The 20035-nt window shown below is 51.4% G+C and carries 15 protein-coding genes; 6 read left to right on the top strand and 9 right to left on the bottom strand.

Going from position 1 to position 20035, the window contains the following annotated elements; translation table 11 throughout:
* Positions 1–97 precede the first annotated feature (97 nt).
* Positions 98–1438 carry a cytochrome-c peroxidase gene (locus tag B036_RS0118455; RefSeq protein ID WP_020570215.1) on the top strand — a complete coding sequence of 447 codons (1341 nt, stop codon included), beginning with the start codon at positions 98–100 and terminating at the stop codon, positions 1436–1438.
* Positions 1439–1441: 3 nt separating this feature from the next.
* Here B036_RS0118455 and B036_RS0118450 read toward each other — a convergent pair whose 3' ends face one another.
* The 3 genes from B036_RS0118450 to B036_RS0118440 all read right to left on the bottom strand — a co-directional run bounded on the left by B036_RS0118450 (position 1442) and on the right by B036_RS0118440 (position 4490).
* The gene (locus B036_RS0118450) at positions 1442–1681 is read right to left on the bottom strand and encodes a hypothetical protein (RefSeq protein ID WP_020570214.1); all 240 of its coding nucleotides are present in this window, start codon (positions 1679–1681) and stop codon (positions 1442–1444) included.
* A 390-nt stretch (positions 1682–2071) separates the two neighbouring features.
* Complete coding sequence (locus B036_RS0118445) at positions 2072–3004, bottom strand: UbiA family prenyltransferase (protein WP_020570213.1); 933 nt, start codon at positions 3002–3004, stop codon at positions 2072–2074.
* Positions 3005–3332: 328 nt separating this feature from the next.
* Positions 3333–4490, bottom strand: coding sequence for an acyl-CoA dehydrogenase family protein (locus B036_RS0118440; RefSeq protein WP_020570212.1), 1158 nt, complete (start codon positions 4488–4490; stop codon positions 3333–3335).
* Between the two features lie 371 nt (positions 4491–4861).
* Here B036_RS0118440 and B036_RS33305 point away from each other — a divergent pair, with 371 nt between their 5' ends.
* Positions 4862–5728, top strand: coding sequence for an OmpA family protein (locus tag B036_RS33305; RefSeq protein WP_020570211.1), 867 nt, complete (start codon positions 4862–4864; stop codon positions 5726–5728).
* A gap of 26 nt (positions 5729–5754) precedes the next feature.
* Here B036_RS33305 and B036_RS29995 read toward each other — a convergent pair whose 3' ends face one another.
* The 3 genes from B036_RS29995 to B036_RS29990 form a co-directional block, all read right to left on the bottom strand.
* Positions 5755–8082 carry a S9 family peptidase gene (locus B036_RS29995; RefSeq protein ID WP_020570210.1) on the bottom strand — a complete coding sequence of 776 codons (2328 nt, stop codon included), beginning with the start codon at positions 8080–8082 and terminating at the stop codon, positions 5755–5757.
* A gap of 82 nt (positions 8083–8164) precedes the next feature.
* Positions 8165–8509, bottom strand: a complete 345-nt coding sequence (locus tag B036_RS0118425; protein WP_020570209.1) for a hypothetical protein — start codon at positions 8507–8509, stop codon at positions 8165–8167.
* A 78-nt stretch (positions 8510–8587) separates the two neighbouring features.
* On the bottom strand, positions 8588–9121 hold the full coding sequence (locus B036_RS29990; protein ID WP_020570208.1) for a GNAT family N-acetyltransferase: 534 nt from the start codon (positions 9119–9121) through the stop codon (positions 8588–8590).
* A 345-nt stretch (positions 9122–9466) separates the two neighbouring features.
* Between B036_RS29990 and B036_RS0118415 the strand changes: the two genes are divergently transcribed.
* A complete protein-coding gene (locus B036_RS0118415) occupies positions 9467–9976 on the top strand; it encodes an RNA polymerase sigma factor (RefSeq protein WP_020570207.1) in 510 nt (169 codons plus the stop codon).
* 351 nt (positions 9977–10327) lie between these two features.
* On the top strand, positions 10328–11983 hold the full coding sequence (locus B036_RS0118410; RefSeq protein WP_026232110.1) for a glutamine--tRNA ligase/YqeY domain fusion protein: 1656 nt from the start codon (positions 10328–10330) through the stop codon (positions 11981–11983).
* Between the two features lie 147 nt (positions 11984–12130).
* On the opposite strand, the gene B036_RS34320 is transcribed toward B036_RS0118410, so the two are convergent.
* The 3 genes from B036_RS34320 to B036_RS29980 form a co-directional block, all read right to left on the bottom strand.
* Entirely contained in the window at positions 12131–12550 is a 420-nt protein-coding gene (locus B036_RS34320; protein ID WP_020570205.1) for a translation initiation factor, read from the bottom strand.
* A gap of 61 nt (positions 12551–12611) precedes the next feature.
* A complete protein-coding gene (locus tag B036_RS0118400) occupies positions 12612–16109 on the bottom strand; it encodes a reprolysin-like metallopeptidase (RefSeq protein WP_020570204.1) in 3498 nt (1165 codons plus the stop codon).
* A gap of 144 nt (positions 16110–16253) precedes the next feature.
* Positions 16254–16676, bottom strand: coding sequence for a DUF983 domain-containing protein (locus B036_RS29980; protein ID WP_020570203.1), 423 nt, complete (start codon positions 16674–16676; stop codon positions 16254–16256).
* A gap of 339 nt (positions 16677–17015) precedes the next feature.
* Between B036_RS29980 and B036_RS0118390 the strand changes: the two genes are divergently transcribed.
* Positions 17016–17882: a sigma-70 family RNA polymerase sigma factor gene (locus B036_RS0118390; RefSeq protein ID WP_020570202.1), complete on the top strand. Its 867-nt coding sequence runs from the start codon at positions 17016–17018 to the stop codon at positions 17880–17882.
* A 488-nt stretch (positions 17883–18370) separates the two neighbouring features.
* Positions 18371–19933 (top strand): carbon-nitrogen hydrolase family protein, encoded by a 1563-nt coding sequence (locus B036_RS0118380; protein ID WP_020570200.1) that lies wholly within the window; start codon positions 18371–18373, stop codon positions 19931–19933.
* Positions 19934–20035 lie beyond the last annotated feature (102 nt).

Raw genomic sequence — 20035 nt, 5'->3', positions numbered from 1 at the left:
GGTTGTGAGCATATTTTCAACTACTTACAAATTTTGTACTTTTGTTTATTCCGCAAACGACCTGCGGTAGTGTATTGGTTATTGCAATAAAATTCTCATGAAATTTTTCGAATTTGCCGCAATGGTTGCGGCCTTACTTTTCCTATCTGCCTGTGAAAATATGGATGAGCCATTTGCGCTCAGCGAAGAGCGACAACTGGCGGAACGGATAAATCAGTTAGGTGGCAGGCAATCTTTCCTGTTGCCAGACGAGTCTGACCTGGCGACTATCCCACAGGATCCTCGTAACCCACTCACTCCGGAAAAAGTGGAACTTGGGCGCCTGCTCTTTCACGAAACTGGTATTGCAACGGAGGCGATAACTGCCGGAGGACTCAAGACGTATAGTTGTGCCAGTTGCCATTTTGCTGGCGCGGGTTTTCAAGCGGGTACTTTCCAGGGAATTGGCGATGGGGGAGAAGGGTTTGGTTTCAACGGTGAACGCCGTATGGTAGCGACTTTGTCCAATCCGGATAGTCTGGACGTACAGCCAATACGAACGCCAACGGCAATGAATGGTGCTTACCAGGAAGTTATGCTGTGGAACGGACAATTTGGTGCTACCGGGGTCAATGAAGGAACAGAGGCTTCCTGGCGAGCCGGTACTCCCATCGCGAATAATTTTCTTGGCTTTCAGGGACTGGAAACTCAGGCTATTGCGGGCCTTGGGGTGCATCGTCTCAATATGACGTCAGAGCTGGCTGCTGAATTGGGCTACGAAACACTTTTTGACCTGACCTTTCCTGATATCCCAAGGGAGGTACGCTATAACAAGGTGCACGCAGGCTTGGCCATTGCAGCCTTTGAGCGCACTTTATTGTCTAACCGTGCACCGTTTCAGCTTTGGTTGCGCGGTAATTCTAATGCACTCACGATGGAAGAAATTCGTGGAGCCCTGCTCTTTTTCGGCAAAGCTGATTGCGTAAGTTGTCATTCCGGACCTGCGCTCAATAGTATGACATTTCATGCTCAGGGTATGTCAGATTTGGTCGACTGCCCGGAGCCCACTTTTGGAACTTCGGTAGACAACGGAGAAAATAAGGGTAGGGGTGGCTTTACCGGTAACGCGGAAGATGACTATAAATTCAAGGTGCCCCAGCTTTACAGCTTACGCAGAAGCCCCTTTTATGGGCATGGTGCCAGCTTCCGGAATTTACGGGCGGTGGTCGCTTATAAAAATAATGCCGAGGTTGAAAACCCACGGGTGACGGCGCGTGCAATGCCCGCCAGTTTCGTTCCCCTGGCGTTGACCGAAGCGGAAATTGATGACCTGACAACGTTCCTCAGCAGCGGTCTGGATGACAGTAGTTTGCGCCGATACGAACCTGGTGCATTACTTTCGGGGCAGTGCTTCCCAAATAATGATGCATCTGCCCGCCGGGATATTGGCTGTGACTAACCGTCAGCAAATCCCCTCCAATAACCGGTTCTTCCATCTCGGAAAACCATCCATCACACCGCTTTCCGCTGCCTCGTGAACCACGTACCAAAACTCGTGCTCAAAATGCAGCGCACGCCTATACTGGCTCCGCCCAATCTGGCCGATAGCAGCTATTTCCTTTTCTACGGCGCGGTACTGGTCATCCAGAGATTCCCAAAACTTGGGAATGGACCAGATGTAGGTCGCGTGAGAGTCCAGCAATTCAAGAACAAAATGGTTGGCCTCCCGGCCAATCGCCAGAAAAACACCTCGTTTTCACGGAAGCGAAAGGTGCCATCGGGGAGGTTAGTCGCGGTCCAGGGAATACAGCCACCGTTTCTGTAGTAGATGCCTCCGTTATCGATTTTGCAGGTGATGGATTTCACTCGAGGGATATAGTGGGGTACTTCCGTAGAAGTACGGGTTGGCGATTTGTTGTTGGGTTTTGCCTGGTCAAATGTACTTCCGTAGAAGTACGGGTTAGTGATTTACTGTTGGGTTTTGCCTGGTCAAATGTACTTCCGTAGAAGTACGGGGTAAAAATATCAGGTTCGATCAAATATACTTAAGCAGAAGGACTGGTTGAGTTTTTTCCCATCATTCCATTGGCCCTTAAAAAAAAGCCAACAACCCCAGCCCCCCCAGCAAAAACACTTTCAGCTGTGTACTCAACCGGTGGTAGTCGGTCTGCTCCCTGGCCCTGGCCAGTTGGAACAGAATGTACAGCAAACCAAGTAACAGCACTCCGATACATACCAGCATGGGCGGCTCAAGAAAAGCGGGCCAACCCAGGAATATCGGACTTAGAATGGCAACGATGACCATCAGGCCTAGCAAAATACCAAGTTTTCTGCTTAGGGAGATGCCCCACATTACGGGGATGGTTCTCCGACCTACTTCACGGTCTCCGCGAATGTCTTCGAGGTCTTTTACCAACTCCCGCAGTAGGGTGGCGACAAAGGCGAAAATCATAAACAGGACAGAAACCCTAAGCGCGTTACTGCCTAATTCCGGGTTGGCGGCAATCAACTGCTGTACAGCATTACGCTCGGATAATAGTACGATGCCCGGTACTCCGGCACAGTAGGCCGCAACCAGGGCGTTGCCCAACACCGGTACGCGCTTCATACCAATGCTGTAGATGGCCAGCATACCGGCAGCTAAGGGGAAAATCCACAAGAGATGACGTTCTTCCAGCCGATAGGCCAGTAGCTGACTCACCAGAAAACCTCCGAGCAGGCATACGGCGTAAAACCACATGACGGTCTCCTTTCCGAGTTGTGCCACAGGATTGGTCCCTGGCCGGTTAATGCGGTCGGTATTTACGTCTTGAATGTCGTTGATGAGGTACCCCGAGGCAGTGATAAGGAGGGTTACAGTAATAAGCTCTACCAGTTTCCAGACAGTCAGGGTACTTGAGATGCTTTCCGCTTCAAAAGCAGGCAACAGGATACGGTAACTTATCAGTAGCTGGGTCGCTGCTACCACCAAAAGATTGGGGAAGCGCAGGACACGAAGAACGGCCAAAATTGGGTAGTCTGACATACGGCTGCAAGATACGGAACATGTTGCAGAGGGCGCTTTCGCTTCCGTTACAAGTTGCAGGTTGCAAGTTGCAGGTTGCAAGGTCACTTGCGCTCCCGCCGCGGGTTGCAGCTACCGCATGAGGCAGCCCGCTCCGCTCGTAAGGGCAAAACCATACTGAAAATGTCAATGAAAGCGAAAAGAGTGCGCTGAAAACTTGGTCGATTGGCCTTTGGCCATTTTTTTCCTGCAACCTGCAACCTGCAACCTGCAACCTGCAACCTGCAACCTGCAACCTNCCTGCAACCTGCAACCTGCAACCTGCAACCTGCAACCTGCAACCTGCAACCTACCTCAACAACGACCGGCTTATCACCAGCTTCTGGATTTCAGAAGTTCCTTCACCAATGGTGAGCAACTTGCAATCGCGGTAGAATTTTTCAGCAGGGAATTCTTTGGTGAATCCGTAGCCTCCAAAAATTTGAACACCTTCGTTGGCACAGCGGACGGCCACTTCGCTAGCGAAGAGCTTGGCCATGGCGGATACTTTAGTTACTGGAAGGTGAGCATCTTTTAGTCGTCCGGCTTCGCGGACGAGCAGCTCGGCAGCTTCCAGTTCAGTGGCCATGTCGGCCAATTTGAAAGAAATGGCCTGGAATTTACTGATGGCCTTACCGAATTGTTCCCGCTCTTTGCTGTAATTCAACGCAGCGTTGAAGGCACCTCTGGCAATTCCAAGGCTCAGTGCAGCGATGCTGATGCGACCGCCGTCGAGAATCTTCATGCTTTGAATGAAGCCTTCGCCGACTTCGCCAAGCACCCGGTCAGCGGGGAGATGACAGTCTTCGAAGATCATTTCAGCAGTTTCACTGGCGCGCATACCCAGTTTGCTTTCTTTTTTGCCGCCACGGAACCCTTTGTCCGTTCGCTCAACGATGAAGGCGGTCATCCCGTGGCTGTCAAGCAATTCGCCCGTACGGACAATGACGACGGCAACTTCTCCACTAAGACCGTGGGTGATAAAGTTCTTGGCCCCGTTCAATATCCAGCTGCCATCTGCCTGCTTTTCAGCCACAGTCCGCATGCGGCCAGCATCAGAACCGGTGTTGGGCTCCGTCAACCCCCAGGCACCGATGTGCTCTCCGCTGGCTAATTTAGGTAGGTATTTGGCTTTTTGAGCTTCGCTGCCGAACGTCAGAATATGGTTGGTGCAAAGGCTATTGTGCGCCGCGACGCTCAGGCCGATGGAGCCACATACCTGGGAGATTTCGTCAATAATGGTAATGTACTCTGCGTAGCCGAGCCCCGTACCTCCATATTCATCAGGGACGAGTACGCCCAGGAAACCATAGTCACCCATCTCCGTAAATAGTTCGCGGGGAAAGTGTTCTCTTTCGTCCCAATCCATGAAATCCGGACGGATGCGAGCTTCAGCAAAATCACGGGCACTTTGCCGGATCATCTCCAGTTGTTCCGTATTGGACGTTGTAGAAAGGGTAGAAACCATGGTCTTGATTTTATTATCTAAAGTTGGTAGGATGCCCGGAATTCTTGTGGTGGTGGGCAGTTAAGGCTGAGGTAGTATAATGCTAAAGCACGAAAATTGTTGCTTAGCGGCCGTAATATACGAGTGCTTGGTCTTTGGGTGTACACCTTTGGACGGGTTTCGTCGAAGTGGAGCAATTTTAAGGCGCCTTACCAAGGAATTTGGCGCGGCCGCAGGTGCACAGGACGGTTGATGGCAGCGAGTATTCGGCAACCTTCAGGCTGATGAACACAAAATGAAAAGTTAGCGGGGTGGAAAGGAAATATTTAACGGAGGAGCCAGTTACTAATTGAGACCCTGTTTTCAGAATTTTAACCACCTAATTACCACCAATGGACCGTTGCTCCGCAACCCTGCTCCTAATCCTTTTCTTCTGCACCTGCGGCCGCGCCCAATCCTTCACTGCCTTTACCGGAGACCTGCTAAAACTTCCCGAAAAAACAATTCGGTACGGTTTTCCGGATCGCCCGGTATCTGCTGACAGCATCGTCGGGCAAATCTCTTTTCCACAGCTCAATTTCCTGCCCCGGAATACCGAAGAAAATTTCCCCGGTGTCGGCCTGGTGGACCGCTTCGCCTTCCTCCTCAATTCCCAACTTTCTATCGATACCGCCGGCTGCTACGAATTCAGTTTGGCCAGCGACGACGGTTCCCGCCTGTGGATCAACGATTCGCTGTCGATTGACAATGACCGGCCGCATCAATGGCGGGTGGAGCGTGATACCCAGGCGTTACAACCAGGCACTTATCCAGTCCGGGTATGGTACTACAATGCGTACCAGCCGCTGATGGGCCTGGCGCTGAAGGCACGGTATCTTGGTGAAGTCAATACTTGCGGTCCCACCGAAATCAGTCTGTCCGCCAATGCCCTGTTCGCCTTCGGTCAATCGGACATCCGGAGGGAGGCCTTTAACCGGTTGGATTCCCTAGCCGCCCAACTGAACCTGCTCTCCGGAAGCGTGGTCACCATTACTGGCCATACCGACGACCTAGGAAATGAACAGTATAATGAAAAATTATCGCTTCTTCGGGCTGAAAAAGTCAGGCAGTACCTGGTTGTAAAGCTGACTGGAAAAGCGAAGCTGACCCTGCAATTCAAGGTGGTAGGAGCCGGAGAAGACCAACCCGCTTTTGATAATGCTACGGCCGAAGGACGTGCGGCGAACCGGCGGGTGGTCATCTTGGTGGAATCCCAATAGACCAACAGACCAAAGTACCAATAGTACTAACCCATCCACTTCTCCATCTCCCACAACATGTGCAAGATCGACTCCTCCGCCGCGTAAGAGTGATCCTCATAGGGCAACAAGCACAACCGCGCCGTTTTACCCAACGAGTTCAGCGCCGCGAAGAGGCGCTTTGACTGCACGGGATAAGTGCCAGAATTGGCGTCTTCCTCACCATGAATGAGCAGCAACGGGGCGTTGATTTTGTCGGCATGGACAAAAGGAGACAGCTTTATGTACGTATCCGGTACTTCCCAAAAAGAACGTTCCTCTGCCTGAAAGCCGAAGGGCGTCAAGGTCCGGTTATAGGCGCCGGAGCGAGCAATACCGCCGGCAAACAAATCGGTGTGGGCCAGCAGGTGCGCCGTCATGAAGGCACCGTAACTGTGCCCACCGACGTAGATTCGTTTGGGGTCAGCGACCCCCATTTCAACCAGCCGATCTACCGCTGCTTTCGCGTTCATCTGGACTTGCTCAATAAAGGTCTCGTTCGGCTCTACATCTCCCTCACCAACAATCGGCATGGCAAAGTCATCGAATATGGCCATGCCCGCCGCCAGGAAGGGTAGGGGACTCAGGGGGGATATTCGGGTAAACTGGTGGGGGCTGGAGGTGGTCTGCCCCGCCTTTTCAGCATCTTTGAACTCCTGCGGATAGGCCCACATCAGTACGGGTAAGGGCGCACTTTCGCCAGGGACGAAGTCGTGCGGCATATGCAGGTCGCCAGACAAGTGCACATCATCCTTGCGGCGATACTTCACTTTTTCAAGCTTGGCGTCCCGAAGCTGGGGGTAGGGGTGTTCGAAGTCGGTCAGTTGTATCTCTTCTTCCGTCACCAGATTGCGGAGAAAATAATTTGGCCGTTCCGTTAGCCGCTCCCTGGCTATGATGAACCAGTCTGGATGTTCATCCAGAAAAAATAGCGGCCTTTCGTAACTTGGGGGTGTTGATTGGTACACCCTTTCGGTATCACCTGAAGCGAGGTCATACAAATCGATGAAAGGACGGCTCCCTTCGTCAGCGTGGCCCTGTCCTTGCAACACCAGTTTTGAGCCCTCCGCTCTGGTAAGAAGTACCGTATGGTCATTCCGCATCGTCACGGTGGCAAAGCTGCCAGGGTCGGCATACTCGTCTTCCCAATTATGATCGTGTATAACCTCTGGTGCTCTGGTGAGATCCTCGGGCCACCAACGGCGGGTTACCTGCCGGCGTTCTTTCCAACTCCAGTCAACCACCAGAGCCAGGTCGCCCCGGCACCAGCGAATGGCGCCAAATCTCAGGGGGAGTTGTACGCTGGGCATCGGCTCACCCGTAAATGGGGGTTCCAGGTAAAATAGCTGGTCGCGAACGTCAGCTTTATTCCTTGGGTCGCCGCCGTCCTGTGCCTCCGTCCAGTATACCTGAGCGGGGTGATCGGATCGCCAGGTGAAGCGTCTCCGCTGGGTGATCACGGAGCCGAACGCAGGAGGAAGGTGCTCCATGGCTGGTCGGCTTTCCAGGACAGTGAGGGCTCTTCCGGTTTTGTCCAGCAATACTACCTTGTCAGCAAATTTCTCATAAGGAACACTGAAACTGAAGGGTTCATCGACCACCGTCATCAGGTAATACTCCTTGCTGGGGGAGGAATTGAGACCGGAGATGATGCCGGGCTTACCCCAGGCGGTTTCTTGCCCGGTTGTCCAGTCCGCCAGCCAGAGCTGCGCTTCGGCGTAGTGCCGAAACATGTCTACGTCGTGTTGGCTTTCCAGGAGGTTTGTATACGTCCGGTTGCTGCCTTCTACGCCACTGGTGTCTTGCACGTTAGGGCCGAAGACCGGCGGCTCGTCAGGGGGGCGTACGGCACCTTTAATGCGCCGTTTTACAATCATCCGATGATCGTCAACGAAGTCATAAGGCAAACCACCCAGGCTGTTATTGATGTCTGCTGCTCCCAGGGAAGAACACTCCAGGGTGTCTGCCTGGCAGCTCCAAAGTTGTAAGCCCGTTGGGGTGTCCAGACAAAAGGCAATACGGTTGCCATTGGGCGACCAACTGAAGGAACGGAAAGTAGCGTCCGAAGGGATGCCCGAAAGTGGTCGTACTTCGCCAGTCATCAGGTCTCTAAGCCTGGGGTTGTGGTAGCCCCGATGGCCGTAGGGAGTGTATGACTTGGGGTTGATCTGCCGGCCAGCCAGTTTTAGCTTTGGTTCCCTCAGTTCCTGTATCGAGGGGTAGTTGGGGCGGTCAGCCAAAAGAATTAGATGGCGCTCCGGGCCAAAAAGCATTAGAGGGTCAGGTTTCAGATTGACCAGGGCGGCGATAGCCGGAGAAGGTATTTGGTAGCTCAAGGTTCAGGGGTTAGGAGCAAGAAGCTAGGGAGCCGGGAGCTAGTTCCTAGTTCCCTAGCTTCTAGCGCCCAGCTCCTAATTTCTAATTATCGTCGTATGATTGGTCCACTGTATCGATTACGATATTACTGAAGGAATAGTCAGCGTATTTTTCCAGGTGGGAAAACTCCAACCGATCGGGCCAGTTTTCGTCGGGAATCCATTCCTCAAGAAGTGTTTCCAGAATGGGGATGAAATTTTCTTCCAACCATTCTTCGGCTTCGTCGAGCTCGTCGAATTCAGGAATAAGGTAGACGCTTGATAGGTCCGAGGGATCGTCGATGTCAACTTCCTCAGCCAGGCTAGGCTCTTCACTAATGGCCCATTTTAATAGCGCTTCACTTGGGGAAATGATGAGTGCAATTCGGTTAATATCGTAGAGTTCCATAGAGTTAAACGCTTAAATGTTAGCACAAGATAGTCTTTGCTGCATTGATTTTTACGTTAGTAATATCCAAACAAGCACTTAATCCAACTTGGCGCCTACGGCGAGCGCGGTAAGTTTCCAGGACATCATCAACGCCTCAGTTGTTTGATCACCTGCAAAAGCGTGAATTTCAGTACGCCCGGGCCGTCCACCCATTTTTTCGTAAAAACCGATAGCCGCAGTATTTGATGTCAGCACCCAAAGAAATAATTCTCCGTGATGACCGGTATCGAGCAGCCACCGGGCTGCGTAATACATCATTTTCGTGCCGAGGCCCTGCCCCTGGGAAGAGGAATGGACGTGCAGGTTGTCCAGTAAGTGACCGTCTTCGTCCGAATGATTTGGAAACACGCAAACGAAGGCCACGAGCGCTCCATCTGGGTTTTCGGCAACGGCGATTTGCATGTTCGTATTTGGACGGGCAAATCGATCTGCCCAAACCCGGAGTCGTTCGGTTGGCGCTTCATGATCGAGATAATGATCGGACATGGCTCCGCGGTAGGTAGCTTGCCAGCTTTGGGTGTGAAGGGTGGCGATTGCGGAGGCATCGGCAGGGGTGGCAACACGGAACATCAGCAAAATTTATCGGTCAGTAAGCACTTGATTGGACGATTAGTCAAGGTCCTAATCAAGTACTGAGGAAAGTATTTTTAGGGCGGGGCCGCAGGTGCATAGAAAGGTTTTCTGAAAAGCAATGTGGAAAGCAAAGCAACTTACCAGATTTATTTTGATTGAGACCATAAGCAGGCCGTTAGATTGGTGGCTACTTAGTTCTTATTTGAGGTTTTAATTAAATATAATCAACCGTGTTGAAACAATAATTTATATAAGTATTTGATAATCAATTATTTGCTATTGTGGCACGGTGTTTGTTTAGGAAATGGCACACGCTTTTTTATTTCAGACAATAACGGAATCATGACAAACCAGGAATTTACATTACGGACCAAAGAACTCAATAACCTCCTTTTCGCTTTTGCTTTGCGCCTCACCCGCAGCCGGCAGGATGCGGAAGACCTGATGCAGGAAACAGCCATTAGAGCCTATAAGTACCGCCATAACTTCACGAAAGGTACCAACTTCAAGAGCTGGATTTCTACCATCATGCGGAATACTTTCATCAATATTTACCGTAAAAATAAGACCCGTCGTCACCTTAATCATACCTCCGACGAGATTACGGATAATGTGGAGGTGAAGAATATTGTTGCCAATTCAGGTGAGCAAAACCTTCGCGTTGAGGAGATGACGCGAATGCTCAACAGCATGGGCGACATTTACGCCATCCCTTTCCTGATGTTCTATAAAGGATACGAGTATCAGGAGATCGCCACACAACTCAATATCCCGATTGGGACGGTGAAGAGTCGGATCTTCAGCGCCCGAGTAAAAATGAAGCAGATGCTCGGCGAGCGGGCTGCTGCCTAGAACGCTTATTACATTGATTAATCCCAATAATATGATTTCAGCCCTGCCCGACTCATCGTGGCGGGGCTTTTTTACTTAACGATACCATGTTTAGGTTGACGATGTTTGGGCGTCCCTAACCCTGTTTCTCAAAACCTGCACCTGCACCCGCCCCGATAACTATCGGTGCGCCCTAATTAATAAATGGTAAGTAGTCTGTAGTACGTAATCGGTCAGCATCGACCACCTGAAGACCGCTGCCCACTATTTACTACGAACCATAGACTATGAACTACCGCCTGCAACTCTTGCATTACACCACCTGTTTGTACCTTTGCGCTCCACCCCATGGGCATTACAAAGAAAGACCGAATGAATAAGCCGGAAGCAGACAATTTTATTGAAGAATTCATCGTCGAAGACCTGAATAACGGCAAGCATGCCGGCAGGATTCATACTCGGTTTCCGCCGGAGCCTAATGGTTATCTCCACATTGGCCACGCCAAAGCGATTGTGATCAATTTCGAGATTGGTAAGAAATTCGGCGGGAAGACCAATCTTCGGATGGATGACACTAACCCGTCAACTGAAGAGACGCACTTCGTCACAGCCATCGAAAACGACATCAAATGGTTGGGCTATGAGTGGGAAGGAGAGACACGGTATTCCTCGGACTACTTCGACGAACTTTATGCATTAGCCCTGAAGTTGATTGATAAAGGACTGGCCTTTGTGGACGACTCCACCGTAGAAGAGATTGCTGAACAGAAAGGGGATATCGACGAGCCGGGCTCCAACAGCCCTTACCGTGATCGGCCCATTGCGGAAAACCGGGACTTGTTCGAGCGCATGAAAGCGGGTGAATTCCCCGACGGCAGCAGAGTGCTCCGGGCTAAAATAGACATGGCTCACCCCAACCTGTTACTGCGCGACCCGGTGCTTTACCGGATTAAGCACGAGGCCCACCACCGGACGGGAGATGACTGGTGTATCTATCCACTGTACGACTTTGCCCACGGTCAGAGTGACTCGATTGAAGAAATTACTCATTCGCTTTGTAGCCTGGAATTCCGGCACCACCGCGACCTCTATAACTGGCTTATTGAGGCGCTGGAAATATTCCCCAGCCGGCAAATTGAATTTGCACGGATGAACGTTGATTACCTCGTGACTTCCAAACGTCGGCTCAAGAAACTCGTCGAGGAAGGTGTCGTTTCCGGATGGGATGATCCCCGGATGGGCACCTTAGCCGGTATGCGCCGCAAAGGTTACCCGGCCGAAGCCCTCAGGAATTTCTGTATGCGTACGGGGGTAACCAAACGAGACAACCAGCAGGAATTCAACTTCCTGGAACATTGCGTCCGTGAGGTGCTGAACGAAAAAGCTGACCGGTACATGGCAGTGCTCGACCCCGTCAAGCTGGTGATTACCAACTACCCCGAAACGACCGAAATCCTCACCTCGGAGAACAATCCAGAAGAGGAGGCTCGCGGCACCCGCGAAATCCCCTTCAGCCGTGAGCTGTGGGTGGAACGCGAAGACTACCGCAAAGAGCCCCAAAACCGGAAGTACTTCCGGATGGCACCGGAAAAGGACGTTCGTTTGAAAGCAGCCTACATCCTTCACATCGATGGACATGAGGAAGATAATGACGGCAACGTCACCCAAATCAACGCAACGTACTACCCGGAGAGCCGTTCCGGCAATGATACTTCCGGCATCAAAGCCAAAGGCACCCTGCACTGGGTGGATGCTGCTACCGCCATCGATATTGAAGTGCGCAACTACGACAAACTCTTTACCGATCCGACGCCGATGGATCATGAGGACAAAGACTTCATGGACTTCATTAACCCGGAAAGCCTGGAAGTCATCGCTGCCAAAGGAGAACCTGCCCTGGCTAACGCTAAGGCCGGAGATACTTTCCAGTTCCTGCGTAAGGGATATTACACTGTCGACGAAGACGCTACTTCAGAGAAAATGGTCTTTAACCTGACTTGTGGGTTGAAGAGTAGCTGGAAGGGGTAGGTTGGTATTTTGGACTATCAGACTATCAGACTATCAGACTATCGGGGCGTTGGCCCCGGACTACGGTTTATCATGAAGTCGCCATCGGGTGATTTTAGCTAATCATGGCCCTTCACTCCAAATTTTCAAAAAGTTGGAGTGAAAGAGTTATCCCCCGCTTTTTTTAGCCCCGCTATACCCCTCACTCAGCAATAGTTCCATCACTTTTTCCCGCTTGTTACCCTGGATGATAATCTCTCCGTTTTTGGCGGAGCCACCGACACCACATTTGGTTTTTAGCAGTTTTTCCAGTGCCTTTAGTTGCTCCTCCGGCCCGCTAAAGCCGGTGATGATGGTAGCTTCTTTACCACGACGATACTTTCGGTCAAGGTGTACCCGCAGTGGCATCCCTGCTTTTTCGTCTCCACTCATTGCACCTGCGGCTGCGCCCAAATTGCCTTGATCGGGAAGGTTGTCCGGAGCGGGAGGGAGCTCAGCGCCTAATCCGGCCAAAGCCGCAAACGGGTTGTCGGAGGCATCGCCCTCAGTGGAGAAATTGAAACCTTGCTTGTTTTTCTTTTTTGCCATGTGGAGGAGTTGCAATAGTTGCAAGGTAGTACATATTCAATTTTAGTTCGTCCCGCCCTGCCTAAAACCTTGCCACCCGCAGCACATCCATTCCAGGAACCCGCAGGAAGTAGATACCCGACGGTAGGTCATCGAGACCTACGGATCCTCCGGAGGGCTGGAGATGTCCTTTAATTACCAAGCTGCCCCGTGCGTCGGTAAGCTGAAATTCTACGGCATCCTGAGTTGTATTATCCTGAACCCAGCGGTAGGAGAGCCGCCCATTAGTGGGGTTGGGGTAAACCTGTAATGCATTTGCTCCACCACCAATGCGTGCAGATCGGATGTCACTGTAAGTTACCTGGCCATCGTGATCGGTCTGCCTCAGGCGATACAAGTAATCCGTTGCAGGCCGAAGGGTGGCATCAATAAACCGGTAGGACATTCCGGCCGCCACAAAACCCAGATCGACCCAGGTTTCGGGCGTAGATGCGGGAGTTCTTTCGACATAAAAGCCTGCATTATTTTCCGCTGTTTCTGTTGCCCAATCAAGCAACACATCGTTTTTGCGTCCAACGGCTTCAAAGGATAGAAATAGTACGGGAAGTACCGAACTTTCAATGCAGGTCTTAAGCGCGAAGCCATTGATTTGACCACCGTCCTGGTTAGCATTGTCGGTCACCCGGAGGATCCAATTGCCCAGTATCTCCTCCTCGTCGAAGGTACTTAACGGCAGGTCCGGCGTTCTAACAAAGGCCGTGGGGTCAACCGGTGGGCAGTCGAAGGTAATACGGGCGGCCTCGTCGTCGAAGGTCATCAGAATATCGTCATTGCCACCACAGCTGCGGTCGAAAATGGGAACAATACTTCCTCCCGGACTTTCCAGTTCAACCTGTATATCGTTGAGGTAAGAGTGCTCAACATCAAGCAATACCAAATCAAGATCGTTCAGCACGCCTTCCTCCCTGATTTCAATGGACATCTCCGCAATTTGTGGAGGCGCACCGGTGGAGATTTCAACAGCGGGGGAGGAACTGACATGAACCGGGCAACTGCCGGTGGTGAAATTCTTGTCGTTCCAAAGCGAAATGCCACAACCTCCACCTTCCTCCAGGCTGCGAATGCGCCAGTAGTAGCGGGTATTAGGAGACAGGTAGGACGGAAGCGTGTAACTGGGTATCGCACTCGTGCGGTCATACAGCATGTTCGTAAACGAGGCGTCGGTCGCTAACTGGATTTGGAATTGATCCGCCCCATTGTCTTCCGCTGACAGCGTCGGGCGAATGTCCTCTAAATAGCCAGTTGGTACCATACCGTCCGGCCCTGCTCTGGGAGCAACCCCGACCTTATTGACGGTGATTGATTTTCTGACGGTTCCGTAGGTGCCTTCATAGACGACTTCTCCCGTATGCTCTCCTTGCGGTAGTGCGGTAAGGCCTGCGAGCGTGACGGTAAACATACCGCCAGGGCGTGGTTCCGCCGGGTTGAAACTTGCCGTTACACCTTCAGGCATACCGGTTAGTACAAATTGTAAACTGTCGGTCGCTCCACTTGAACTGCGGGTCATGAAACTGAAGCTTGCCTCGTCAGAGGTCGAAAAGCAGTCCGTAATATTGTTGATGCTGGTGGAAACAAGGTCAATGGTGGGCGTACCGACGGAATCCACTATCGAGAAATTAAGTTTACTGAGATTGTAGAAAACGTTATCGGTACTTCTCACCATTATTCTGGCGGTATTCGAAACAACATCGGGAACGATAATTTCGGCGAATCCGTCGTTTGGGACGCCAGTAGCCAGTGGGGTGAAAGTGCTCCCACCATCAGCAGACAATAGTATATCTACCGTAGGAGAAGCAAATTCGGGCGCATCTGTGCCGGCTTTGTCCCACTGCACCTGAGCTATTTGTCCGCTGCTCCATTGATTGGAATTGCTGGGGTCGGTAACGGCAAAGGGGCCGTGCTCTCCGTCTACCTCAATGCGTGAATTCTGCTCCCCCGTACAGCCGTAGGCGGCAATATTATTTCTTACCGTCAGCCGGAAATTCATGCTACGGGCAACTTCAGGAAGCACTTCCCACTCCTGGATCCTGTTATTAAGTACCACATCGAACTTTGGGAAAAAACGTTCTCCTGATTCAGTAGGGGCATAGCTACGGAACAAAGGCCCCGTTTCGCTGGTCGAGACTGGTGGCATCACGGCCTGTTCGGCGTCGAACTGTTCCCAAGTGTAAGTGATAGCTCCACTGCCGGTGGCCTGGCCAGTTAACTTGAAAGGTGTTCCGTGGGGGATCTGGTAGTCGTCAACGGGAGAGACAATTGGGTTAAACAATGAATTGTCGATGATCGTAGCACAGCGTCCCCCGGTGAACACGTTTTCAACGTATTTGGTGATCTCTTCAATGCTGCGGCCGTGGAAGTAATCGTCACTTCTCTCCTGAATATTTGGGGAACAGATGCCGGCGTAGCCCATTATGGTACTACCGCTGCCTGGCTCCATGCCTGAAACCGGACTGTAGTTGCATCCGTTATTTTGGGTGTGGTTGGCTCCAAGTTGATGCCCTATTTCATGAGCAACGTAGTCGACATCAAACGGATCTCCTTCCGGAGCAATCAGGCTGGTGGCACCGCCACCTTTGAGGTCTGGGTCACATCCGGATTGGAGAAATCCCCTGCCGTTATTCTCCCCCTGGGTGAAAACGTGGCCGATGTCAAAGTTTTCATTGCCGATACGGTCCCGTTGCAGGTCAATGTTTTCGCTCACCAGTACGCTTACGGCATTGTCGGAATACGGATTGCTGGCTTCACTGTAAAAGTACAGGGTGTCATTGTTGGGAATAAGCTGGAGGCGGACGGACAGTTCACGGGCGTATATCTGGTTGACGCGGTTTAGCGTAGTCACAATAGCAGAATGTACCAAGCCGGCTTGCTCGGCTGATGTGGCACCATGAAAATTGCTGTAGGGGGCCGTTGCGGAAATAGCTATCCGGTACTGGCGTAATACGCAATCACCGGACGACACCCGATCATCCGTACCATCTGGTGCTGCCAACGCATCCGGAATGGTTTCACAAATGAATTCCTCGTTTGCTTTATCGAAGGTCACTTCCGGAAAGTAGGAGACATACAATGATGGGTTGCCAGCCTGAACCGGATCGATGAAGTAGGGCCGGTCCGCTCCCCGGACGGCAGCGTGAAAACCTCGTTCGGTCCAATCTAAAAAGATCGTCTGCCGGGGATCTTGTTCATTCACCCCGTACCACGTCCGGATGTGTGGAAAGCGATGCTGTCCCTCCGTTCCGGTAATCTGGTAGCCGACAATGCGAAAAATAGAATTGACTTCAGCATTGGGGGTGGGAACGGTTAACCTGAGGGGGCTTTCCGCTGCTTTTACCTCCGTTTCCCCGGGGGCGGAAAAAAGCAAATGCTGTAGTTCAAGAACGTTCGTTTTTAAGCTGCGTGCGTTGTGTTGTTCATAGTCGTCTTTTGTGAATGCCTGGAAAGTATCCATATCGGTCCAATGCTGACCTGATAGCGGGAGAGCGAAAGCCATAATGGCTGCCGCAATAAGTAAATACCGCATGAAAAAACCGGTGTAAGCTGTCTTGAAAGGAAACTCAAAAATCTTTCAAAACGGTGTGATTGTTCGTAGTGTCAAATAATGCTGGTGTAAAAATAGCGGAAACATATGGGATTGTGCGGTACGGTCTTTGGTTCGGTGGGTGATCTAATTCTTACTGGTTGCTTCGGGTGCCGGAACGTTAAGTTCTCCATTCTCAACGGCTTGTGAAACCTTGGGGTCGTACTTCGCTACCAGATGGAAGTAAGCACAACGAGAAAACCGGAACCACCAGACGAACAGCAGCCCGCCTACCGCTAACAATGCCGCAAAGGCGCCTCCAAGCGACCAGTCTAAAACCCAGTGTAGAAGCATCACAAAACCCAAGCAGAAAAAGGCAGACCCTATGTAAGAGATAAACATTGCGCCGTAGTAGAAACCGGGCTCTGGAAAAAAGTCGCGCCCACACTTCGGGCAGTGCTCCCACTGCATAAAAGGCTTGTCAAAGGAGAAGGAGCTGGTGGGGAAAAGATCCCCACGCCGACAGGTTGGGCATTTCAGGCCGAAGAAAGAAGAAAAGAAAGAAGGCATAAACTTGGGGTATTTGAGCTTGTGTTAGGCTATCCAGGGTGCTTTATGAAGCGGATCTTTACATCACATTCATTCGGCGCGACCAATCAGGTCAGCTGGCAGTTTTGGGCGCCGGAGCGCAGGTGCAAAGAAAGGATATTAAAAGCAATGAACGAGATTGAGCTTTGGTTGCAACTCCTGGCCCGATGAATCGTTCTTTGAGATGGAGGAATGACTGGCCACCTAAATTGGCTAGTTGAGAATCCATTAAAAATGTTAGCTTGTGGTTCCACGGCGAAACTTTTAGTATATTAGGACATATTTGAGATAAACCCATCAGGCTTGTAAAGGATCATACCAATGCGTCAATTAAAGATCAGCAATAAAATAACCTCACGCGAGAGCATCGCGTTGGAAAAATATTTGTCGGACATCGGCAAAATTGACTTGTTGACACCAGAGGACGAAGCACAACTAGCCGCCAAAATACGGGCGGGAGATGAGCTGGCTCTCGAGCGCCTCACCAAGGCTAACCTCCGCTTCGTTGTTTCTGTTGCTAAGCAATACCAAAACCAGGGGCTCAGCCTCGCTGATCTGATCAACGAAGGAAACGTGGGCCTGATCAAAGCAGCAAAACGGTTCGATGAAACCCGCGGCTTCAAGTTTATTTCCTATGCCGTTTGGTGGATCCGCCAAAGCATCATGCAGGCCATCGTTGAATACAGCCGCCTGGTTCGGATGCCAAACAACAAAGCCGCCGGTTATACCAAGGTGACCCAGGCCATCGCTGCTTTCCAGCAGGAGTTTGAACGGGACCCGGAACCTGAAGAACTGGCCGAAGCAATGGATGTGTCCCTTTCGGATGTCGAACGCGCCCTGCGCGGCAGGATGCGTCACCTCTCTTTTGACGCTCCCGTTGCCGGTGACGACTCCGACATAACTATGCTGGATACCCTCTCCTCCGATGGTATGAGTAACCCCGATGTGAAGATCATGGGGGAGTCTCTGGCCAAAGAGATAGTGTCTAATCTCAATATGCTTGCCCCGCGCGAACGTACCGTGCTGGCGTGCTACTTCGGCCTCGATGGGGAGGAACAGCTCAACCTCGAAGAAATCGGTGAACGCTTTGACCTCACCCGGGAGCGTGTCCGCCAAATCAAGGAACGCGCCATCCGACGGCTGCGGCGCAGCCGCAACAAGCACCTGCTACGCAGTTACCTCGGGTAAAAGGTTGGCTTTCAGCGATGATGAGTATTTAGAATTTAATCCACAGGCGCTTAGAACAACAGCAACCATTTGATTAGCCCGGACTCTACACCATGACCCTGAAAAGGGGGCTTCTTAGTACGTTACACGCTTCAGAAAACTGCTTCGCCCTCCCTGCTTTACACCTTCCTCTGCACCGGCGGCCGCGCCCTTCCCAAACTTATTGTCTGGATTCCCTTGGGAATTTGCGTCAGCGTCGTGCCCACCATGTTCGCGCTGTGTCTGCTAAGGTGATGAATCGGGTGGTCCCTCAAATGGAAGGTTGGCTGGTAACCAACTGTAAGTGCCGCCACCTTTACAGGCTCGCTGATAATGATTTCAGCGTAGGCGCGCTCCCCGCCAAATCCTCCGATCAATACTATAATGTGGTGTAGCGGCAAAAAATAGCTGAAATGTAGTCCTGATTTCATCACACAAAAGCCTCTCTAAGGTGTTATGTCCGTAATCAAATGATATTCATGCCTTCTATTTCCGACCCGATTACTGCTGACCAGATTGAGAAAATTGAACTGAAGTACCTCCGTATTCAGGAATACAAACAGCTCAAAGCACTTATGGAAGAGGCTTATTCCATCTTGCCTGATTCAGCTTGGGAACGCCATGAAATCCAGAAATTAATCGATGTTTTCCCCGCCGGGCAAATCGCCATCCTGATCAACGGAGAGCTGGCGGGCTGCGCCCTTAGCATCATTGTGGACTATACCAAGTTCAAAGATCAGCACACCTACCAGGAAATCACCGGGGACTATACGTTCAATACCCACGGTGAAACGGGTAATATGCTCTACGGTATTGACGTCTTCGTAGCCCCTCAATTCAGAGGACTTCGCCTCGGACGACGGATGTACGATTACCGAAAGGAACTCTGCGAAGAGTTGAACCTGGAGGGCATCATCTTCGGTGGTCGTTTACCGCAGTACCACAAGTATGCCGATGAGATGACGCCGAGACAGTACATCGAAAGGGTGAAAAGTCGGGAAATTCACGATCCGGTACTCAACTTTCAGTTTGCCAACGATTTTGTCGTAAAACGGGTCATTCGGAATTACCTCGAAGGAGATTCAGCCAGCAGGGAATACGCGGCACTTTTACAGTGGAACAACGTATTGCATACTGCGGTAACCAAAAAACTGTCGACTACTAAGAGCGTCGTTCGGTTGGGGTTGATCCAGTGGCAAATGCGTCCTTACCGTACGTTCAATGAGTTGATTGAGCAGATGGAATACTTCGTTCAGGCCGTCAGCAATTACCGATCCGATTTTGCCCTGTTTCCTGAATTCTTTAACGCTCCGCTGATGGCGGCCTACAACGAGCTCTCCGAGCCGGACGCCATCCGTAAACTTGCTGATTTCACGGAACCTATCGTCAAGAAGATGTCGGAATTCAGCATCCAATACAACATTAACATCATCACCGGATCCATGCCATCCGTTGAAGATGGCGATTTGTACAACGTTGGCTACCTCTGTAAGCGGGACGGTACTACGGAGAAGTTCTACAAACTACACGTTACCCCCGACGAGGCTAAACTCTGGGGGATGACCGGAGGGGACTACCTGAAAACCTTCGATACGGACTGCGGTAAGATCGGTATCTTAATCTGCTACGACGTCGAATTTCCGGAATTACCCCGTCTGCTGGCAAAAGAAGGTATGAACATCTTGTTTGTCCCTTTCCTGACCGATACGCAGAACGGCTACAGCCGCGTTCGGCATTGCGCCCAGGCGCGCGCTATAGAAAACGAATGTTACGTCGCTATTGCCGGCTCCGTCGGCAACTTGCCGAAAGTGCACAATATGGACATTCAGTACGCCCAGTCCATGGTCTTTACTCCCTGCGACTTCGCTTTCCCAAGCAACGGTGTAAAGGCCGAAGCAACCCCGAACACTGAGATGATCCTCGTCGCTGACGTTGATCTTGACCTACTCAAGGAGCTTCATGAACACGGCTCCGTTCATAATCTCCGCGATCGTCGGACAGATCTTTATCGGTTGGAACTGATCAAGAAGTAGGTAGTAGTGGCCTAAGCGCGAACGGCCCACCAGGCTCCCCAAGTGGATAGGGCCGCTGTGTTCCCTTACGCGACTCGGGCTAAAAGTCCACGTGTAATAAAT

This window comes from Neolewinella persica DSM 23188 (genome assembly GCF_000373105.1).
GTDB lineage: Bacteria > Bacteroidota > Bacteroidia > Chitinophagales > Saprospiraceae > Neolewinella > Neolewinella persica.
Note: the sequence above shows the minus strand (reverse complement) of the source record. Positions and strands in the feature narration are given on the sequence as shown.